The sequence below is a fragment of the Kitasatospora sp. NPDC101108 genome, assembly GCF_055584725.1.
Genome location: NZ_JBVJLM010000001.1, coordinates 119,006 through 134,920, shown reverse-complemented (window position 1 = coordinate 134,920; position 15,915 = coordinate 119,006). Strand labels below are relative to the sequence as shown.

At 72.2% G+C, this 15,915-nt stretch carries 16 protein-coding genes and 1 pseudogene; 7 read left to right on the top strand and 10 right to left on the bottom strand.

Features of this window, described 5'->3' with window-relative positions:
• Positions 1 to 65 precede the first annotated feature (65 nt).
• Positions 66 to 920 (top strand): hypothetical protein, encoded by an 855-nt coding sequence (locus ACZ6Z8_RS00710; RefSeq protein ID WP_465604740.1) that lies wholly within the window; start codon positions 66 to 68, stop codon positions 918 to 920.
• 45 nt (positions 921 to 965) lie between these two features.
• On the opposite strand, the gene ACZ6Z8_RS00705 is transcribed toward ACZ6Z8_RS00710, so the two are convergent.
• The 7 genes from ACZ6Z8_RS00705 to ACZ6Z8_RS00675 all read right to left on the bottom strand — a co-directional run bounded on the left by ACZ6Z8_RS00705 (position 966) and on the right by ACZ6Z8_RS00675 (position 8,877).
• Positions 966 to 1,514, bottom strand: coding sequence for a YciI family protein (locus ACZ6Z8_RS00705; protein ID WP_465604737.1), 549 nt, complete (start codon positions 1,512 to 1,514; stop codon positions 966 to 968).
• Positions 1,515 to 1,725: 211 nt separating this feature from the next.
• A complete protein-coding gene (locus ACZ6Z8_RS00700; protein WP_465604735.1) occupies positions 1,726 to 3,459 on the bottom strand; it encodes an Ig domain-containing protein in 1,734 nt (577 codons plus the stop codon).
• 247 nt (positions 3,460 to 3,706) lie between these two features.
• Positions 3,707 to 4,897: a M20 metallopeptidase family protein gene (locus ACZ6Z8_RS00695; RefSeq protein WP_465606285.1), complete on the bottom strand. Its 1,191-nt coding sequence runs from the start codon at positions 4,895 to 4,897 to the stop codon at positions 3,707 to 3,709.
• 253 nt (positions 4,898 to 5,150) lie between these two features.
• Complete coding sequence (locus ACZ6Z8_RS00690) at positions 5,151 to 6,629, bottom strand: SulP family inorganic anion transporter (RefSeq protein WP_465604732.1); 1,479 nt, start codon at positions 6,627 to 6,629, stop codon at positions 5,151 to 5,153.
• 44 nt (positions 6,630 to 6,673) lie between these two features.
• A complete protein-coding gene (locus tag ACZ6Z8_RS00685; RefSeq protein WP_465604729.1) occupies positions 6,674 to 7,264 on the bottom strand; it encodes a carbonic anhydrase in 591 nt (196 codons plus the stop codon).
• A 214-nt stretch (positions 7,265 to 7,478) separates the two neighbouring features.
• Entirely contained in the window at positions 7,479 to 7,823 is a 345-nt protein-coding gene (locus ACZ6Z8_RS00680) for a hypothetical protein (protein ID WP_465604726.1), read from the bottom strand.
• A gap of 679 nt (positions 7,824 to 8,502) precedes the next feature.
• Positions 8,503 to 8,877 carry a hypothetical protein gene (locus ACZ6Z8_RS00675; RefSeq protein ID WP_465604724.1) on the bottom strand — a complete coding sequence of 125 codons (375 nt, stop codon included), beginning with the start codon at positions 8,875 to 8,877 and terminating at the stop codon, positions 8,503 to 8,505.
• Positions 8,878 to 9,215: 338 nt separating this feature from the next.
• Here ACZ6Z8_RS00675 and ACZ6Z8_RS00670 point away from each other — a divergent pair, with 338 nt between their 5' ends.
• Positions 9,216 to 9,419: a cold-shock protein gene (locus ACZ6Z8_RS00670; RefSeq protein WP_045694210.1), complete on the top strand. Its 204-nt coding sequence runs from the start codon at positions 9,216 to 9,218 to the stop codon at positions 9,417 to 9,419.
• A gap of 106 nt (positions 9,420 to 9,525) precedes the next feature.
• Here ACZ6Z8_RS00670 and ACZ6Z8_RS00665 read toward each other — a convergent pair whose 3' ends face one another.
• Together ACZ6Z8_RS00665 and ACZ6Z8_RS00660 are read right to left on the bottom strand one after the other, a co-directional pair.
• Positions 9,526 to 10,017, bottom strand: a complete 492-nt coding sequence (locus tag ACZ6Z8_RS00665; protein WP_465604722.1) for a universal stress protein — start codon at positions 10,015 to 10,017, stop codon at positions 9,526 to 9,528.
• A 14-nt stretch (positions 10,018 to 10,031) separates the two neighbouring features.
• On the bottom strand, positions 10,032 to 11,288 hold the full coding sequence (locus ACZ6Z8_RS00660; RefSeq protein WP_465606283.1) for an SLC13 family permease: 1,257 nt from the start codon (positions 11,286 to 11,288) through the stop codon (positions 10,032 to 10,034).
• Positions 11,289 to 11,616: 328 nt separating this feature from the next.
• On the opposite strand from ACZ6Z8_RS00660, the gene ACZ6Z8_RS00655 reads away from it, so the two are divergent.
• The 5 genes and pseudogenes from ACZ6Z8_RS00655 (at position 11,617) to ACZ6Z8_RS00635 (ending at position 15,674) form a co-directional block, all read left to right on the top strand.
• A complete protein-coding gene (locus ACZ6Z8_RS00655) occupies positions 11,617 to 12,633 on the top strand; it encodes a zinc-dependent alcohol dehydrogenase family protein (protein WP_465604719.1) in 1,017 nt (338 codons plus the stop codon).
• A 365-nt stretch (positions 12,634 to 12,998) separates the two neighbouring features.
• Positions 12,999 to 13,184 (top strand): hypothetical protein, encoded by a 186-nt coding sequence (locus ACZ6Z8_RS00650; RefSeq protein ID WP_465604716.1) that lies wholly within the window; start codon positions 12,999 to 13,001, stop codon positions 13,182 to 13,184.
• Between the two features lie 98 nt (positions 13,185 to 13,282).
• Positions 13,283 to 13,801, top strand: a pseudogene (locus tag ACZ6Z8_RS00645) (cobalamin-dependent protein); the annotation flags it as partial.
• Between the two features lie 104 nt (positions 13,802 to 13,905).
• Positions 13,906 to 15,111: a RiPP maturation radical SAM C-methyltransferase gene (locus ACZ6Z8_RS00640; RefSeq protein ID WP_465604714.1), complete on the top strand. Its 1,206-nt coding sequence runs from the start codon at positions 13,906 to 13,908 to the stop codon at positions 15,109 to 15,111.
• Positions 15,108 to 15,674, top strand: coding sequence for a DUF5825 family protein (locus ACZ6Z8_RS00635; protein WP_465604711.1), 567 nt, complete (start codon positions 15,108 to 15,110; stop codon positions 15,672 to 15,674). The genes ACZ6Z8_RS00640 and ACZ6Z8_RS00635 overlap by 4 nt, the downstream gene beginning before the upstream one ends.
• Before the next feature lie 53 nt (positions 15,675 to 15,727).
• Here the strand turns inward: ACZ6Z8_RS00635 and ACZ6Z8_RS00630 are convergent, their stop codons facing one another.
• On the bottom strand, positions 15,728 to 15,913 hold the full coding sequence (locus ACZ6Z8_RS00630; protein WP_465604709.1) for a DUF397 domain-containing protein: 186 nt from the start codon (positions 15,911 to 15,913) through the stop codon (positions 15,728 to 15,730).
• Positions 15,914 to 15,915: the final 2 nt, after the last annotated feature.

Genomic DNA, 15,915 nt, shown 5'->3' with positions numbered 1-15,915 from the left:
TTGAAGCCGGTGATCCAGTCACGACGAGTCGCGAGCGCAGCGACCGCATCGAGCAGGGAGACCGGATGGACGATCAGACCGCCTTCGGTTACGGGCGGGGCCAGGGCAAGGCCCGTTTCGACGACATCTACGACCAGCCCGATCCCCGGGCCTACTTCGCCCGGCTGGCTCCTCTCGACTACCAGATCCCGCACCACGCGCAGGCGGAGTTCCGCCGGACCCTCGACGAGCGCCTTCGGGCGGCCGACCGCACGGACCGGGTCGCCGTCCTCGACCTGTGCTGCTCCTACGGCATCAACGCCGCCCTGCTGAACCACGACCTGACGCTCGCGGATCTCTACGCCCACTACACCGACCCCGCGTTGGACCGTCTGACGACGGAGGAACTGGTCGAGCGGGACAAGCAGTTCTACGCCGCCCGACGCCACCGCCACGCCGTACCGGTCGTCGGCCTCGACATCGCGGGGAACGCGCTCTCCTACGCCCTGGCCGTGGGTCTCCTGGACGACGCCTGTTCGGTCAACCTGGAGCAGGAGGAACCGGACGCATCGGTGCGTCGTGCGATGGCGCACACCGGCCTGATCCTCTCCACGGGTGCCGGGAGTTACGTCACCGACCGCACCGTCTCCGCCCTGCTGGGCCAGGCCCGCCACCCCGTGTGGATCAGTGCCTTCATCCTGCGCACGGTCGACTACCAGCCGGTCATCGACTGCCTGAACTCCTACGGACTGGTCACCCGGTCCGACCCGGCCGACCTCCACCCCCAACGGCTGTTCGTGACCCCGGAGGAACAGCACCAGGCCGTTGCGGCGGTGCTGCGAAGCGGTCAGGAGCCCCACGGCCTGGAGAGCGCGGGACGGTACTACGCGCGGCTGTACCGTTCCCGTCCCGCCGGCGCGTGGGCCGACCGACCGGCGTGACCTCCGCGCGCCGCGAGGTCGTGCGCACGCCGACCCCGGCCCGGGTTACGAGGGACGCCCGCCGAAGGTCCACCTGTGCACCTCGATGTCGGCGTACCGCTCCGGGGTCAGTACGGCGCGGGCCGCCTTCTCGTCCGGTGCCCGGAGGAGTACGGCCGTGCCCAGCCAGGTGGCGCCGTCGTCGGACAGGAGGGGGCCGTAGGCGATCAGTTCGTCCCGGTCGGGCGGCGGGGTGAGGTCGGCGGGCTGCCCACCCCCGAGGCCGAGCACCAGGTAGTGGTTCCGGTCGGTCTCGCCGCCGGGGAATTCCCACATGGTGCGCCCGAGCAGGTTGCGCCAGCGCCGCAGCAGTACGTCGCGGTAGACGCCGGCCTGGTAGTTGGGCTCGTCGAAGGCGAACGCGCGGGCGGCGGCGGGATCCGGCAGGTCGACGATGTGGACGCTTCCGGTGGGGGTGTCGTCGTCGTCGAAGGTCGGGCCGCGGGCGATCAGCTCTTCCGCGTACCGGTCCATGTAGGACCAGTGCTCTTCGAGCAGCTGGTGGCGCAGCGTCACGGAGTCGGGCCGGTCGCGGTGGTAGCAGAGGAACTCCATGGGCGCAGTCTCCCCTCAAGTGGCCCGTGGGGTCCAGTGGTTGGGGCCCGGCGGAAGCGTCGGGCGGACGTCGTGGCCGCAGGCGTACCGCGGCCGTGAGGACAGCCGGGAGGCCGCCACCGGGCGTTCGGCGTCGCCCACCGGGGTTGCCCTCCCCGTCCGATGAATTCCGGGAATTCCGGGAATTCCGGGGAGGGCAATCGGTGCCGGATCAGCCGACGTTGACGGCCGTGTCGTCGAGGACGAAGGAGGTCTGCTTGGTGTAGTCCTCCACACCGCTGAACTTCAGGGTCACGGTCTGGCCCGCGTAGCCGGACAGGTTGAAGCTGTGCTGCTGGTAGCCGGCGGCCGCGTTCGTGTTGGAGTAGGTCGCCAGGGTGGTGCCGTTCGCCGTCACCGTCAGCTTGTCGTACGCGCTGGTGGTGGGCTCGGCGGTGTCGACGTGCAGCCAGAAGCTGAAGGTGTAGGTGCTGCAGCCGGTCGGCAGGGTCACCGTCTGGGCGAGGGTGTCGGTGTTGGCGCTGCCGTAGCCGTCCAGCCAGACGTCGTACGTGCCGGAGTGCGGCGGCTCGCCGGAGCTGCTGTTGATGGTGCTGCTGCCGCCGGAGTTGGTCTCCGTCCAGCCGGCCGTCGTGCCGGCCTCGAAGCCGGGGTTGGTGAGCAGCTGGCTCGCCGTGCAACCGCCGCCGGTGCCGCTGGACTGGACGGTCCAGGTGAAGGTGACGGAGGAGGACGGGCCGGTGGAGTCGGTCGCGGTGGCCGTCACCGAGTAGGTCCCGGCGGTGGTCGGGGTGCCGCTGATCAGGCCGGTCGTGGCGTTGACGCTCAGGCCGGCGGGCAGGCCGGAGGCGGCGTAGCCCAGGGTTCCGCCGGCCGTGTCGGTGGCGGAGAGCTGGAGGCTGGTGGCGGTGCCGGCGGTGGCGGTGCGGGCGCCCGGGTTGGTGAGGGTGACGCTGCCGGTGGTGCCGCTGCCGCTGCCCGAGGCGAGCCAGGCGGTGGCGTTGAGGGCGAGGGCGGCGTCGGTGCCGGCCGGGTCGTTCCAGCCGTTGTAGAGGGTCTTGCCGGATTCGCCGGTGCCGTCGTCGATGGTCGAGCTGTCACCCCAGATGGCGACCCGGCCCTTGCCGAAGCTGCTGGTGGCGAAGAAGGCGCCGGTGGTGCCGGAGTAGCCGGTGCGGTAGACGATGCCCTTGACGCTGGGGTTGTCGGCGGGCTTGAGGGTGAAGGTGGTGCCGTTGCGGAGGATGCTGCCGGTGACGGTGCCGAACGGGCCGTGCAGGACGGGGTCGTTGGCGTCGTTGATGGCGGTCGGGTTGTCGGTCTGGATGTTGAGCAGGTCGACCGAGAGCCCGAACGGGTCGTTGCTGTTGACCGAGTTGGTGGTCATCAGGTCGTTGATGATGGCGGGGGAGTCCCAGCCGTCGTTGTTGCGGTCGCTCTGGGTGTGGTCCGAGATCAGGAACAGCCCGCCGCCGTTCTGGACGAACTTCATGACGGCGGTCTTCTCGGCGTCGCTGAGCCGGATGTTGGGCTCGGGCAGGACGAACTCGTCGAAGTTGGCGAGGTCCAGCGCTCCGCCGGTGCCGTAGGTGATGCTGGAGCCGCTCGGCAGGGTCTTGAGGCTGTACTGGCCGGTCTTCTGGAGGGCGACACCCCAGCTGGAGATGGCGCCGGTCCAGTCCGTCTCGGACTGCGGGTTGGCGTTCTGGGCGAGCGGGTCCGGCTGGCTGGTGGAGATGATCCAGTCGGCGTTGCCCGCGGTCTCCGCCTTGGTGGCGTCGAACAGCACGCGGTGCTGGGCGGTCGTGGCGGCGGGGGCGGCGGGGGCGGCGGTGGTCGTGGTCGCGGCCACGGCCCGGTGGGGGACGGCGCCGGCGGCGGTGAGCACGGCCAGGGCGACGGCGCCCAGGGCGAGCGGGCGGGTGGCGGTGGTGCGTCTGAGCATGGGTCAGACTCCTTGTGTCGTGGGGGCGCAGGGGAGTGCTACGCGCGTAGGCGTGATGGCACCGTCCCATGATGGGGTAAGCGGCGCTTGAACGGAACGCGACGAAACGGGTCATCACCGCGCCGCTCGCCCACATCCGGGAAAGCCTGCACAGCTGCCACACCGTCAGCTCACGGGATCTCCCCACCTCCGGCCGGCCGGACGGCCGCCGGGCATGCCGCACCCGGCAGGATCCGCCGGACGGGCCCTACCCCCGGGCCAGCCGCCCCAGGGCCAGGCCGGCCAGCAGGGCGGCGCCGTCGGCGAGGACGTTGTCCTCGAACTCGGCCTCGGGGGAGTGGTTGTAGGCCGCGGTGAAGGGATCGCGGCCGTCGGTCGGGGCGGCGCCCAGCATCAGGAACGCCGACGGGACGAGGGCGGCCAGCACGCCGAAGTCCTCGGAGCCGGCGATCGGCTGGGGCATCGGCACGAACCGCTCCGGCCCGACCAGCCGGGCCGCCAGGCCGGTCGCGAAGTCCGCCTCCACGGGGTCGTTGACCGTCACCGGGTACCCGCGCTCCACCTCGGCCACCACCTCCAGCCCGTGGGCCGCCGCGATCCCGCGCACCACCCGCAGCGCCTCGCTGCCCACCAGCTCCCGCGAGCGCGGGGAGAAGGAGCGGACGGTCGCCTCGAACCGGGCCTCCTCGGGGATCACATTGGCGGCCGTGCCGGCGCTGAGCCTGCCGACGGTGAGCACCACCGGGTCGAAGGCGTCGATCCGCCGGGTCACCATCGACTGGAGGGCCAGCACCGCCTCGCACATGGCCGGCACCGGGTCCAGCGCCGAGTGCGGGCTGGACCCGTGCCCGCCGCGCCCGCGCAGGGTGACGTGCAGGGTGTCGGAGGCCGCCAGCATCGGCCCCGGGCGGGCGGTGACCAGTCCGTTGGGCAGCAGGGCGGCCGCCACGTGCAGGGCGTACGCGGCCACCACCCGTTCACCGGCCGCGTCCAGCACGCCCTCGTCCACCATCAGCTGGGCACCGCCCGCCCCCTCCTCGCCGGGCTGGAACATCAGGACCACGTCGCCCGCCAGCTCGGCGCGCCGCTCGACCAGCAGCCGGGTGGCGCCGACCAGCGCGGCCATGTGCAGGTCGTGGCCGCAGGCGTGCATCGCGCCGGGGATCTTCGAGGCGTACGGCAGCCGGACGTTCTCCTGCACCGGCAGGGCGTCCATGTCTGCGCGCAGCAGCACCTTCGGTCCGGGGCGGCCGCCGCGCAGCACGGCCGTGATCGAGCTCAGCCCCTTGCCCAGGGTGAGTTCCAGCGGCAGCCCGTCGAGGGCCGTGAGCATCCGGGCCTGGGTCCTGGGCAGGTCGAGCCCGATCTCCGGTTGCTGGTGCAACTCCCGCCTCAGGTGCACCAGTTCGGGCTGCAGCAGGGCGGCGGAGCGGGTCAGTTCGGGCAGCGCCAGCCCGTCGAGCAGGGCGGCGGACGAGGGAAGGTCGGACACGGTGCCTCCAGGCGGGGGTCGGGTCTCGCTGGCTCCATGATCCGGGGTTCATCCGACCCGTCCGCCCGGATTGACGGATCCGTGACGCGCGGCCGTGCACGAGGCGCGGGTCGGTGACGCGCCGCCGCGCGGAGGGCCCGGGTCCGTGACGCGCCGCCGCGCCGGAAAGCCGTTGCGGCGGCGCGCTCATGGCCTCGGATCAGGCCTGTGCGGCCAGCGCGGGGACCAGCCTCACCTCCTCGGGTGCGTTGGCGTTGTGCCGTTCCGTCCAGGTGGTCAGCGCGGCCTGGCAGGCGTGGTCGAGGTGGCGCAGGCCGCTGAGGTCCAGCTCCACGACACGGTCGGCCGGCAGCGCCTCCAGGGTGTCCAGGAGCTTGGGCAGTCGCAGGAAGGTGGCGTTGCCCGTGAGCCGGACCCGGATGTGCCCGTCGAGCTGTTCCTCGGTGTCCACGTGCAGTCGGGAGGTCTCCCAGGCCGTCTTGACGATCGACAGGCCCAGGCCGATCAGCACGCCCTCGAACATGTTGACCGTGACGATGGCCACGGCGGTGGCGAGCAGCACGAGCGCCTCCGCGCGGTGCTCGCGCCACAGCGGGCCGAACTGTTGGAAGGGCAGGAGCTTGAACCCGGCGTGGACCAGGACGCCGGCGAGGGCCGCGACGGGGATGACGCCGAGCGCCGCCGGGAGCAGGGCGGCGAACAGCAGCAGCCACACGCCGTGCAGCACGCGGGAGGCCTTGGTCCGGGCGCCGGCCTGGACGTTGGCGGCGCTGCGGACGATGACGGCGGTCATCGGCAGGGCGCCGAGGGCTCCGCAGAGGGCGTTGCCCGCGCCCTGGGCCATGAGCTCCTTGTCGTAGTCGGTACGGGGCCCGTTGTGGAGGCGGTCGACGGCGGCCGCGCTGAACAGGCTCTCGGCGGAGGCGACGAGGGTGAAGGCCACGACGGTGACGATCAGGGCGGGGGTGAACTGCTCGAACGCCCCGGCGCCGGGCGGCTGGATGGCGTCCAGCAGGCCCTTGACCTCGACCTTCTTCATCGGAAGGGCCAGCAGCCAGGTCGCGGCCGTGGCGAGCACGACGGCCACCAGCGCGCCCGGGACGACCCGCGCCTTGGCGGGGAGCCGCTGCCACAGCACGATCACCGCGATGGTGCCGGCGCCGATCGCGAAGGAGGCACCGGCGCCGGGGGAGGAGACCAGCTTTATGAGGAGGCCGGGCAGGCCGAGGAGCTTGTCGATCCCGCTGGAGGGCGCGGGCCGGTCGGCCATCGCGTAGAGCTGGCCGGCGATGATGACCAGACCGATGCCGGCGAGCATGCCCTCGACGACGGCGACGGAGATCGCGCGGAACCAGCGGCCCCAGCGCAGTGCGCCGAGGAGCAGTTGGAGCAGGCCGGTGGCGCCGACCACGAGGCCGAGTGCGGGCAGCCCGAACCGTTGCACGGTCTCGGCGACCAGGACGGTCAACCCGGCTGCGGGGCCGCTGACTTGGAGGCTGCTGCCGGGGAGCAGGCCGGTGACCAGGCCACCGACGATGCCGGTGATCAGGCCGAGTTCGGCGGGTACGCCCGAGGCGACGGCGACGCCGACGCACAGCGGGAGGGCGACCAGGAAGACGACGAGTGAGGCGGTCAGGTCGTACTTGAGCGCGGGAAACCTGGGAGTGGGAAAGCGCATGGGAGCCTTCATCGGTGGGAGTCCGGAGGTGGTGGGCCGCGGCGTCACAGCGGCAGGAAGCTGTCGGTGCCGGGGCGGTACGTGAACACCGCGCCGGTGTGCACCTCGTAGAACCAGCCGTGCAGGCCGAGCTGGCCCTCGCCGATCCGGCGGGCGACGCTCGGGTGGGTGCGCAGCCTCTCCAACTGGTCGAGGACGTGGCGTTGGACGGGGCCGGCCAGGTCGTGGCCGGGTTCGCGGTCGGGCGTCAGCGCGGTGCCGTCGGCGAGCCAGTCGCGTACGGCGGGGACGCCGGTGAGGTCGTCGCCGCGGACGACGGCGCCCACGGCGCCGCAGTGGGAGTGGCCGCACACCACGATGTCGGCGACGCCCAGGACCTCGACCGCGTACTCGATGGTCGCGGCCTCGGCGGAGGGGAGGGACGGCTGGTAGGGCGGGACGATGTTGCCCGCGGTCCGCAGCTCGAAGAGGTCGCCCGGCCGGGCGCCGGTGAGCGCGGCGGGGATGACGCGGGAGTCCGAGCAGCTGATGAACAGCGCCTGGGGTTGCTGGCCGGCGGCCAGTCGCCCGAAGGCGTCGGCGTCCTGCGCGGCGTGCTGGCGGAAGCTGCGGGCGTGGTCGATGAATCCTTGCATGTCGGTGTCTCGGGCCCTTCGGAAGTCTCGTGAGTGCAGGGGGACTTCGGGACCGTTCCCGCTCACCCGGTACGAGGGCAGCGCTGAGCGCGGCGGCGCCGGCAGCTGGGAATCACTGCCGTGGGCCGTCGTGAACTGCCGGTACGTGGTGCGGTGGCAGAGCCCCGTGTGGGGGCCTCGCCACCGGTGAGCGTGCGGGCGCGGTCGGCGCCGATCAGCAGCGGAACACCTGCAGGACCGCGGGTCTGTCCTGCTTGCCCGCGGCGTGGGACGGTTCGGGTACCGCTCCCGGCGACGGGTTCTCCACGGCCGGAGCCTCGTGGTCGAGGGCCGGTCGCGGCTCGGGCCGGTGCTCAGGGGTACGGATGTTCCGGGGCCGGGGCCAGACGGGACCTGGCGCGCACTTCGGCGTCACGGCCTCCTCGGCGAGCTTCGCCGCCGTGGCCGCCCGGGGGCGGTTGGGGTCCCGGGTGTAGGTGGATCCGGACGGGGAGAGCAGCAGCAGGCCCATCACGGTCAGGAGTGCCACGGCGACGGCGCCGACCACTCTCCTGGCCATCAGCATTGACCGTTCCTTTCCCTGGCTTTGGCTCGGTTTTGAACTCTCACGCACTCTGACGACCCGGCGCGGGGGCGAGTTCCGCCTTCCCGTGAACGGTGCGTGAATCAGTTCTGGTGAAACGTGATGATGTGCTCCCCACGGCTTCGCATGTGGACGGCCGGTGCACCGCCTCCGGCGGCCGGCCGGCCCGGGCCCCCAGCAGTGGGCCCGTCGGACCGTCACTTCTCCGGCCCTGCAAGGTTCCCCAAGCCCCTGGCACGCTCGCCGGAGGGTGCCTGTGTCATCCGACCCGAATGATTGGGCCAGCCAAACGTTTGGGTCGGGGGAGTCGACGGCAGCAGCAGGGCCGGGCGGCGGCGGGGACGTCAGCGTGCACCGCATCCACCGCTACGTCCCGATGATGGTCCGGAAACGGGTCGGCTACGCCCTGGTGCTGCTCTTCCGGGTGCTGATGTACCACGCATCCGGTGGCAGGGGCTGGTGGTGGACGCCCTGGCGGTCGGCGGCCCGCTGGTCGCTGGGGCAGATCCCGCCGAGCGTGGGCCTACGGGCCGTCGAGGTGCGCCCGGAGAGTCTGCGGCTGCGCGCCGCGGACGAGGCGGAGCCGGTGCTGCTCGGCCCCCGGTCGTACGTACGGGCCGGGCCCCGCAGCGCGGAGCCCGGCCCGTACGGGTTGTCACTGGTCGGAGTAGCTGAGGTCCCCCACTGTCCAGCTGCTGACGTCGGAGATGGCGATGCGGTACATCCCCCCGGTGTGGGGCAGGCCGAAGCTGCCCTGGAGGATGCGGGCGACGTGCAGGTGCAGGTGGGTGGGCCGGGATACGGGCGGAGCCGTGTCGGCGGCGGCGGACATCTCGAAGAGTGTGGCGAAGGGCTTCAGGTGGTCCGAAGCGGCGAGGACTTCGGCCACCCGTTCGTGCCACAGGCGTTCCGGCGCCAAACGGCCGGTGATGACCGCTCCCGGGACGACCACGGTCAGGGGCATCTGGTTGCTGCGCTCGGACTCCACCATCGCGGCGATGTCGACGAGCAGCGCATCAGGGTTCGACATGGACCTGAGAATAGTGCCCGCGGGGGCCGGCCGGACCAGGGAGGGGTGAGACAGCCGCCGCTCGTCGTTCAAACTTCGAACAGCTGAGAATTCCTTCATTCCGGACCGGACGCGCCGGGAAGCGCGAGACGGGACTTTCCGGCGGTTCCCAGCGCGACGGGCTGTGGCCTGCTACAGTCGACTCAGTTGCAGTAGTGGTTCCCATGAACTTTGTGTGCGCCTGCTGATGTATCGCAGGCGCATTTTTTGTTCCCCGGTCCTTTGCCGGTGGGCGCTCCATACGGTGACTCGAAGCCCGCACGGTGCGTGCTTCGGACAGTCCCTTGAGGGAGATTCAAATGGCTAATGGCACTGTGAAGTGGTTCAACTCGGAGAAGGGCTTCGGCTTCATCGAGCAGGAGGGTGGCGGCCCGGACGTCTTCGCCCACTACTCGAACATCAACGCCAACGGCTTCCGTGAGCTGCTTGAGGGCCAGAAGGTCGAGTTCGACGTCACGCAGGGCCAGAAGGGCCCGCAGGCCGAGAACATCCGCCCGCTGTAGTTCTTCGGCGTAGTTCTTCTGCCACGGCACCCGCCCGGCAGGGAGGGGCCCGCACCGCGCAAGCTCGGTGCGGGCCTCTCGGCGTTGCGGGCCCGGTGCGGGCCCCTCAGTGCTGCGGGCCTGGCGGGGGCGGCAGGGTGTCGGCCCCCGGCGGCGGCTCCGGCCAGACCAGCAGGACGGGGCAGGGAGCGTGGTCGACGACGAAGCGGGTGGCCGGGCCGATGCTGTGCGGCCCGAGGCGGCTGCGGTCGCCGTCGCGGGCCAGGACCAGCAGCTCGGCGCCCTCCGCCGCCGCGACCACCTCGCGTTCGGTACGGCCGGTGCGCTCCAGCCGGGTGCAGGGCCGTGCGAGCCGGTCGGCGGCGGCGTCGAGGAGGCGGCGTGCGGAGTCGTCGGCGAGGCGTTCCACCCGGTCCCCGGGGTCGCGCTCGCGGTGGCCGCGCCCGAGCAGCCCGGCGAACGCGCCGTGCGCGAGGCCGGGGACGTCCGGACCACTGACGTGGAGCAGTACGACCTCCGCGTCCTGCGGTGCGTGGGCGCGGGCGGCGTCGACGCAGGCGGGCCAGGTGCCCTCGGTGATCCAGACGACGACCGTCACGGTTGCCACCTTCCTCACGCTCCGATGACTTGCAGGGACCCCCACAGTGCCACCACGGCCAGCACCAGCGCAGCGGGCACGACGAGCAGCCCGAGCCGGGTGAACTCACCGAGGCCCACCTCGCCGTCGTGTTCGCGCACGATGCGCCGCCACAGCAGGGTGGCCAGCGACCCGGCGTAGGTCAGGTTGGGGCCGATGTTCACCCCGAGCAGCACCGCCAGCACGGCACCCGCGCCGGAGGGGAGGGCCAGCGGCAGCAGGACCAGCGTGGCCGGCAGGTTGTTGATCACGTTCGCCAGGACGGCCGCCAGCGCCGCGATCCCGAGCAGCGCGGGCAGCGAGGTGCCGTGCGGCAGGAGGTGCCCGAGCGCGGAGGCCAGCCCGTTGTCGACCACCGCCCGCACCACCACGCCGAGTGCCAGGACGAAGGCCAGGAACGGCACGGCGGCCGAGCGCACGATCGCCGCCGGGGTGGTGCGGCGCCGCACCAGCGCCCGCACGGCGAGCGCCAGGGCCCCCGCCAGCGCCGCCCACGCCGGATCGACCCCGACCGCCGAGGCCAGCACGAACCCGGCCAGCGTGCCCGCCACCGTGAACAGCGCGAACAGCGGCATCTGCGGCGCCTCCGCCCCGGCCGGAGCCGGCACGCCCACCTCCAGGTCGGTGGCGAAGAACCGGCGCAGCACCAGGTACTCCACGCCGATGGCCACCAGCCACGGCAGCACCATCAGCGCGCCGAACCGGATGAAGCTCAGCCCGCTGGCGGCGAAGGCCAGCAGATTCGTCAGATTGGAGACCGGCAGCAGCAGCGAGGCCGTGTTCGACAGGTGCGTGCAGGCGTACAGATGCGGCTTCGGCCGGGCCCCCAGCCTGGCCGCCGTCGCGAACACCACCGGCGTCAACAGCACCACTGTGGCGTCCAGACTCAGCACCGCCGTGACCACCGACGCCACCACGAACACCTGCACGAGCAGCCGCCGCGGACTCCCCGCCGACGCCCGGGCCATCCACGCCCCGCACGCCCGGAACAGCCCCTCGTCGTCGCACAGCTGCGCCAGCACCAGGACGGCCGCCAGGAACCCGATCACCGGCCCCAGCCGCGTGGCCTCGGCCAGCGCGTGGGCGGGCGGGATCGCGCCGGTGGCGACCACCAGCCCCGCCGCCGGGACGGCGACCACCGCCTCCGGCCAGCCCCACGGCCGCACCACCGCGCAGACCAGCACCAGCACCAGCAATCCGACGGACAGCGCCTCGGCGAACGACGTACTCAGGGCCTTGCTCCTTGCGGCTGGGGGTGACGGCGGCCCCTATCGAACCAGACAGTCCCGGCCGGCGCCCGGCCGCCTCCCCGCGATCACCCGTGCGCCCGGACGTTTTCCCGCGCTCACCCGTGCGCCCCGGACGGCCTCGCGGGTCGCACCCCAGGATGGAGGCCGGGGTGCGGCGTCCACGCCCGGGCGCAGTGCTGGGCCCGGTCAGGATGTGCTGCCGGTACACCCTCACGGGTGACTCGCTGCGCGGCCCGGGAGCGGCTTCCCTGGAAGGCGGAGGGCCGGCGGGACGCACCCCGGCCCCGTGATGCGAAGGAAGCCCCCACTCATGCGCGGAACGATGATCCACGGCCCCGGCGACATCCGCCTGGAGACCCTGGAAGACCCGAAGATCCTCCACCCCACCGACGCGATCATCCGCACCGCGGTCACCTGTGTGTGCGGCTCCGACCTGTGGCCGTACCGCGGCCTGGAGACCGTCGGCGGACCGAGCCCGATGGGGCACGAGTACGTCGGCTTCGTGGAGGAGGTCGGCAGCGAGGTCACCGGGCTGCGCCCCGGCCAGTTCGTCGTCGGCTCCTTCGCCACCTCGGACAGCACCTGCCCGAACTGCCGCAACGGCTTCACGTCGAACTGCCTGCACCGGGAGTTCATGAGCACCTGCCAGGCCGAGTACATCCGCATCCCCAACGCCCAGGGCACCCTGGTCGCCACCGAGGGCGTGCCCGGCGAGGAGTTCTGGCCGGGCCTGCTGGCCGTCTCCGACGTGATGGGCACCGGCTGGTGGGCCGCCGACGCCGCCGAGGTCAAGCCCGGCTCGACCGCCGTGGTGGTCGGCGACGGCGCGGTCGGCCTGTGCGCGGTGATCGCCGCCAGGGCGATGGGCGCGGAGCGGATCATCGCGATGAGCCGCCACGGGTCCCGCCAGCGGCTGGCCCGGGAGTTCGGCGCGACGGACCTCGTCACCGAGCGTGGCGAGGAGGGTGTGGCCAGGATCAAGGAGCTGACCGGCGGCATCGGCGCCGACAGCGTGCTGGAGTGCGTGGGCACCGCCGAGGCCGTGCAGCAGGCCCTGCGCTCCGCGCGGCCCGGCGGCAACGTCGGCTTCGTGGGCGTCCCGCACGGGGTCGCCGTCGACGGGCAGGAGCTGTTCTTCTCCCACGTCGGCCTGCGCGGCGGCCCGGCTCCCGTCCGCCGCTACCTGCCCGATCTGATCGACCACGTGCTCACGAGGCGGATCGATCCTGGCAGGGTCTTCGATCTCACCCTGCCCCTGGAGCGGGTCGCCGAGGGGTACCGGGCGATGGACGAGCGTCGCGCGATCAAGACCCTCCTCAAGCCCTGAAACCGGTCCCACCGGAGGGAAGGCCGATGGAATTCCGCGATGTGGGAGGGCACCGGCAGCGACGACACCCCGAGGCCGTCCGGGCCGAGCCCGTGCCCGTGCCGACCGGCTGTACAACGGCCCCCGCACGCGCGGGCGGGACCGGGTCACGCCGGAGGGAGCGGATCCACCGGTCCGCCGTAACGCCGTAACGCCGTCAGGGCGTACAGAGCCGTGGTGTACGGGCACCGGGCGTGAGGTCGTAGCAGGCGCATTGTCGTACCTATTCACCGATGGTCAGGTGCCGATTACAGTGACCTGGCGTGCGGGCCCGGAAGGATGTGAAGGCCCGGGCCGCAGCGCGCCATGAGCCGTACGGAGAGGAGGTGACCACGATGCAGATCACCAAGACCGTCATGAGCAACGGGACTTCGAGCTCGACCCCGCGGATCGACGCCCCGCCGGCCTACCGGATCGACGCCCCGCCGGCGTACCGGATCGACGCGCCACCGGCGTACCGGATCGACGCCCCGCCGTCCCGGGTTGACTCGTCCGCCGAGCGGGACAGCTGAGCCCACGCCGAGACAGACCTATCGACGGTCGGGGCCCCACCCACTCCGGGGTCCCGGCCCGACGCGGGAGCGGAGCTTTGAGGCTGAGTCTGGTGTCGATGCCGTGGCAGCTGCTGGAGTTGCCCTCGTTGGCGATCGGCATCCTGCGCCGGCGCGTGGCCGAGACCCGGCCGGAGGCCGAGGTCACCGAGGTGCACGCGGCGATGGACTGGGCCGCGTTCCTGCTCGCCGAGAGCGGCGGGGAGCTCACCCCGCACGACTACACCCACGTCGCGGAGACCGGCCTGCACCACGGGCTGGGGGACTGGGTGTTCGCCGGTGTGCTCCACGACGACGACCGCTGGCGCGAGTTCGAGCTCGACCGCTACGCGAAGGACAGTGGCGTCGACATCGACGTGGCGCGCCGGATGCGCCCGTACGCGCGCCCCTTCGTGGAGCGGGTCGTCGACGAGATCCTGGGCCGGGACCCGGACGTCGTGGGATTCACCACCACCTTCATGCAGAACGTGCCGAGCCTCGCCGTCGCCCGGCTGCTCAAGCAGCGGCGGCCCGGAGTACGGACCGTCATGGGCGGGGCGAACTGCGACGGACCGATGGGCGCGGCGCTGCTCCGCAACCACCGCTTCGTCGACTTCGCCGTCCGGGGCGAGGGCGAACTCGCCTTCCCCGCACTGCTGGACCACCTCGCGGCGGGGACGGCACCGCTGGACGTGCCGGGGCTGTGCTGGTGGGACGGCGATCGGCCGGTGGCCAACCCGGAGAGCGCCGCGCAGGTGCCGCCGGGCCTGATCCCCGCCCCCGACTACACGGGCTGGCAGCGCGCCCTGGAAGCCTCGCCGACGCGCACCTTCGTGGAGCCCAAGCTCGCGGTCGAGGGAGCGCGGGCTGCTGGTGGGGGGAGAAGCACCAGTGCACCTTCTGCGGGCTCAACGGCTCGGCCATCGCCTTCCGCAGCAAGGACGCCGACGCCGTGTGGGAGGAAGTGTCCGGCCTGGTCGAGCGCCACCGCATCCTGGATCTGGTGATGGTGGACAACATCATGGACATGGGCTACTTCGGTGAACTGCTGCCCCGGATGGCCGCCAGCGGCTGGGACCTGCGCGTCCACTACGAGGTGAAGTCCAACCTCCGCCCCGACCAGCTCGATCTGCTCGCGGCGGCCGGGGTGGTGCACATCCAGCCCGGCATCGAGAGCCTCAACGGCCGGGTGCTCGACCTCATGGACAAGGGCGTGGGTGGCGCCCGGAACGTGCGCCTGCTGCGGGACTGCCAGGACCGGGGTCTGACGGTGAGTTGGAACTACCTCTACGGCTTCCCGGGGGAGCGCGACGCGGACTACGGCGTCGTGATCGAGCAGATGCCGGCACTGGTGCACCTCCAGCCGCCGGGCGGCACCATCCGCATAGCACTGGAACGGTTCAGCCCGAACTTCGAACGGCCGGAGCTGGGGTTCCCCGAGCGGGCTCCGTCCCGGGTCTACGACCACATCTACGACCTGCCGGAAGAGGAACTGGCGGATCTGGTCTACCTGTTCGACACACCGCCGCAGGGGATCCGGGGCGAGGTCGAGTCCCGGCTCCACCGTGCGGTCGAGGCCTGGCGGGCGGCGCATGCCGCGTCCTCCCTGGTGGTGGTCGCCGACGGGGACGGCGAGCTGCGGATCGCCGACCGCAGGCACGGCTGGCCGGCCCGCGACCATTCGCTGCGCGGTCTGGACGCGGCCGTGTACCGGCTGACCGAGCGGGGCCGTAGCGCCCGGTCCGTGCTGCGGGCGCTCGCCGAACAGGGGTGGCAGGCGTCGGAGGGGGAGGTGGCCGCGGTGCTGGCGGGGCTGCGGGAGACCGGACTCGTCTACTGCGACGGGGAGCAGGTCGTGGCACTGGCGGTGCGGGACCTCCCGGTCACGCCCGGGGGAGGAGTCGAGTGAACGTGGTGGTCGGCGATCGGTCGGAAGGTCTGTTCCGCAGGCACGAGCCGGGGTACGGCGCCACGGTGGAGCGTGACGTCATCGTCGTGCACGACGAGGTCGAGTTGGGCGGGGACCCGCTCGCCGCACTGGAGTTCCTCGGTTTCCTGCGGGTCGCCCTGGAGGAGGGCGTGCCGGTTCGTTGGAGGGCAGTCGTCAGCGGCGATCTCGACACCGCACCGCTGCACCACCTCTGGCCGCCGAGCGGGATCAACGGGCTTCCGGCCACCCCCTGGAGGGAGGCGTTCCGGTACGGGCTCTGCTACTTCAGACGGGGGCCGGGCTTCCTCACGGTCAAGGATGCGCGCGCGGAGCACGACGTCCACCTGACCCTCGACCACCCTGAGTTGATCGCGGCCTTCATGGCCGGACGCACGCCGCTCCCGGTGGACCGCCTCACCGCGACGCAGCGGGAGGCGGTCCGTCTGCTGACGGCGGAAAGCCTGATGTACGGCCTCGGCGGGCTCCTGTTGACCCTGCCCACCCACATGCGCCGCTGGCCCGTCCCGTTCAGCGCGGTGTGAGCCGACGGCCCACCGCCCGGAAGGCGGTGGGCCGTTGAGGGGCGGTCGTCGGATCAGGCCTCGGTGGTGGCGGCGAACGTGACGAACGCCTTCCATGCGGCCGGCTCGAAGGCCAGCTGGGGGCCGCTCTTGTCCTTGGAGTCCCGGACGTGGACGACACCGGGCGTCTCGGCGACCTCGACGCACTGGGCCTCTTCATTGGTGCTGTAGCTGCTCTTGAACCACGCTAGCTCGGCCATGC

Coding starts and splice junctions, on each gene's coding strand:
- ACZ6Z8_RS00710 (WP_465604740.1), top strand. CDS start 66: ATGGACGATCAGACCGCCTTCGGTTACGGGCGGGGCCAGGGCAAGGCC.
- ACZ6Z8_RS00705 (WP_465604737.1), bottom strand. CDS start 1,514: ATGGAGTTCCTCTGCTACCACCGCGACCGGCCCGACTCCGTGACGCTG.
- ACZ6Z8_RS00700 (WP_465604735.1), bottom strand. CDS start 3,459: ATGCTCAGACGCACCACCGCCACCCGCCCGCTCGCCCTGGGCGCCGTC.
- ACZ6Z8_RS00690 (WP_465604732.1), bottom strand. CDS start 6,629: ATGCGCTTTCCCACTCCCAGGTTTCCCGCGCTCAAGTACGACCTGACC.
- ACZ6Z8_RS00685 (WP_465604729.1), bottom strand. CDS start 7,264: ATGCAAGGATTCATCGACCACGCCCGCAGCTTCCGCCAGCACGCCGCG.
- ACZ6Z8_RS00680 (WP_465604726.1), bottom strand. CDS start 7,823: ATGGCCAGGAGAGTGGTCGGCGCCGTCGCCGTGGCACTCCTGACCGTG.
- ACZ6Z8_RS00675 (WP_465604724.1), bottom strand. CDS start 8,877: ATGTCGAACCCTGATGCGCTGCTCGTCGACATCGCCGCGATGGTGGAG.
- ACZ6Z8_RS00670 (WP_045694210.1), top strand. CDS start 9,216: ATGGCTAATGGCACTGTGAAGTGGTTCAACTCGGAGAAGGGCTTCGGC.
- ACZ6Z8_RS00655 (WP_465604719.1), top strand. CDS start 11,617: ATGCGCGGAACGATGATCCACGGCCCCGGCGACATCCGCCTGGAGACC.
- ACZ6Z8_RS00630 (WP_465604709.1), bottom strand. CDS start 15,913: ATGGCCGAGCTAGCGTGGTTCAAGAGCAGCTACAGCACCAATGAAGAG.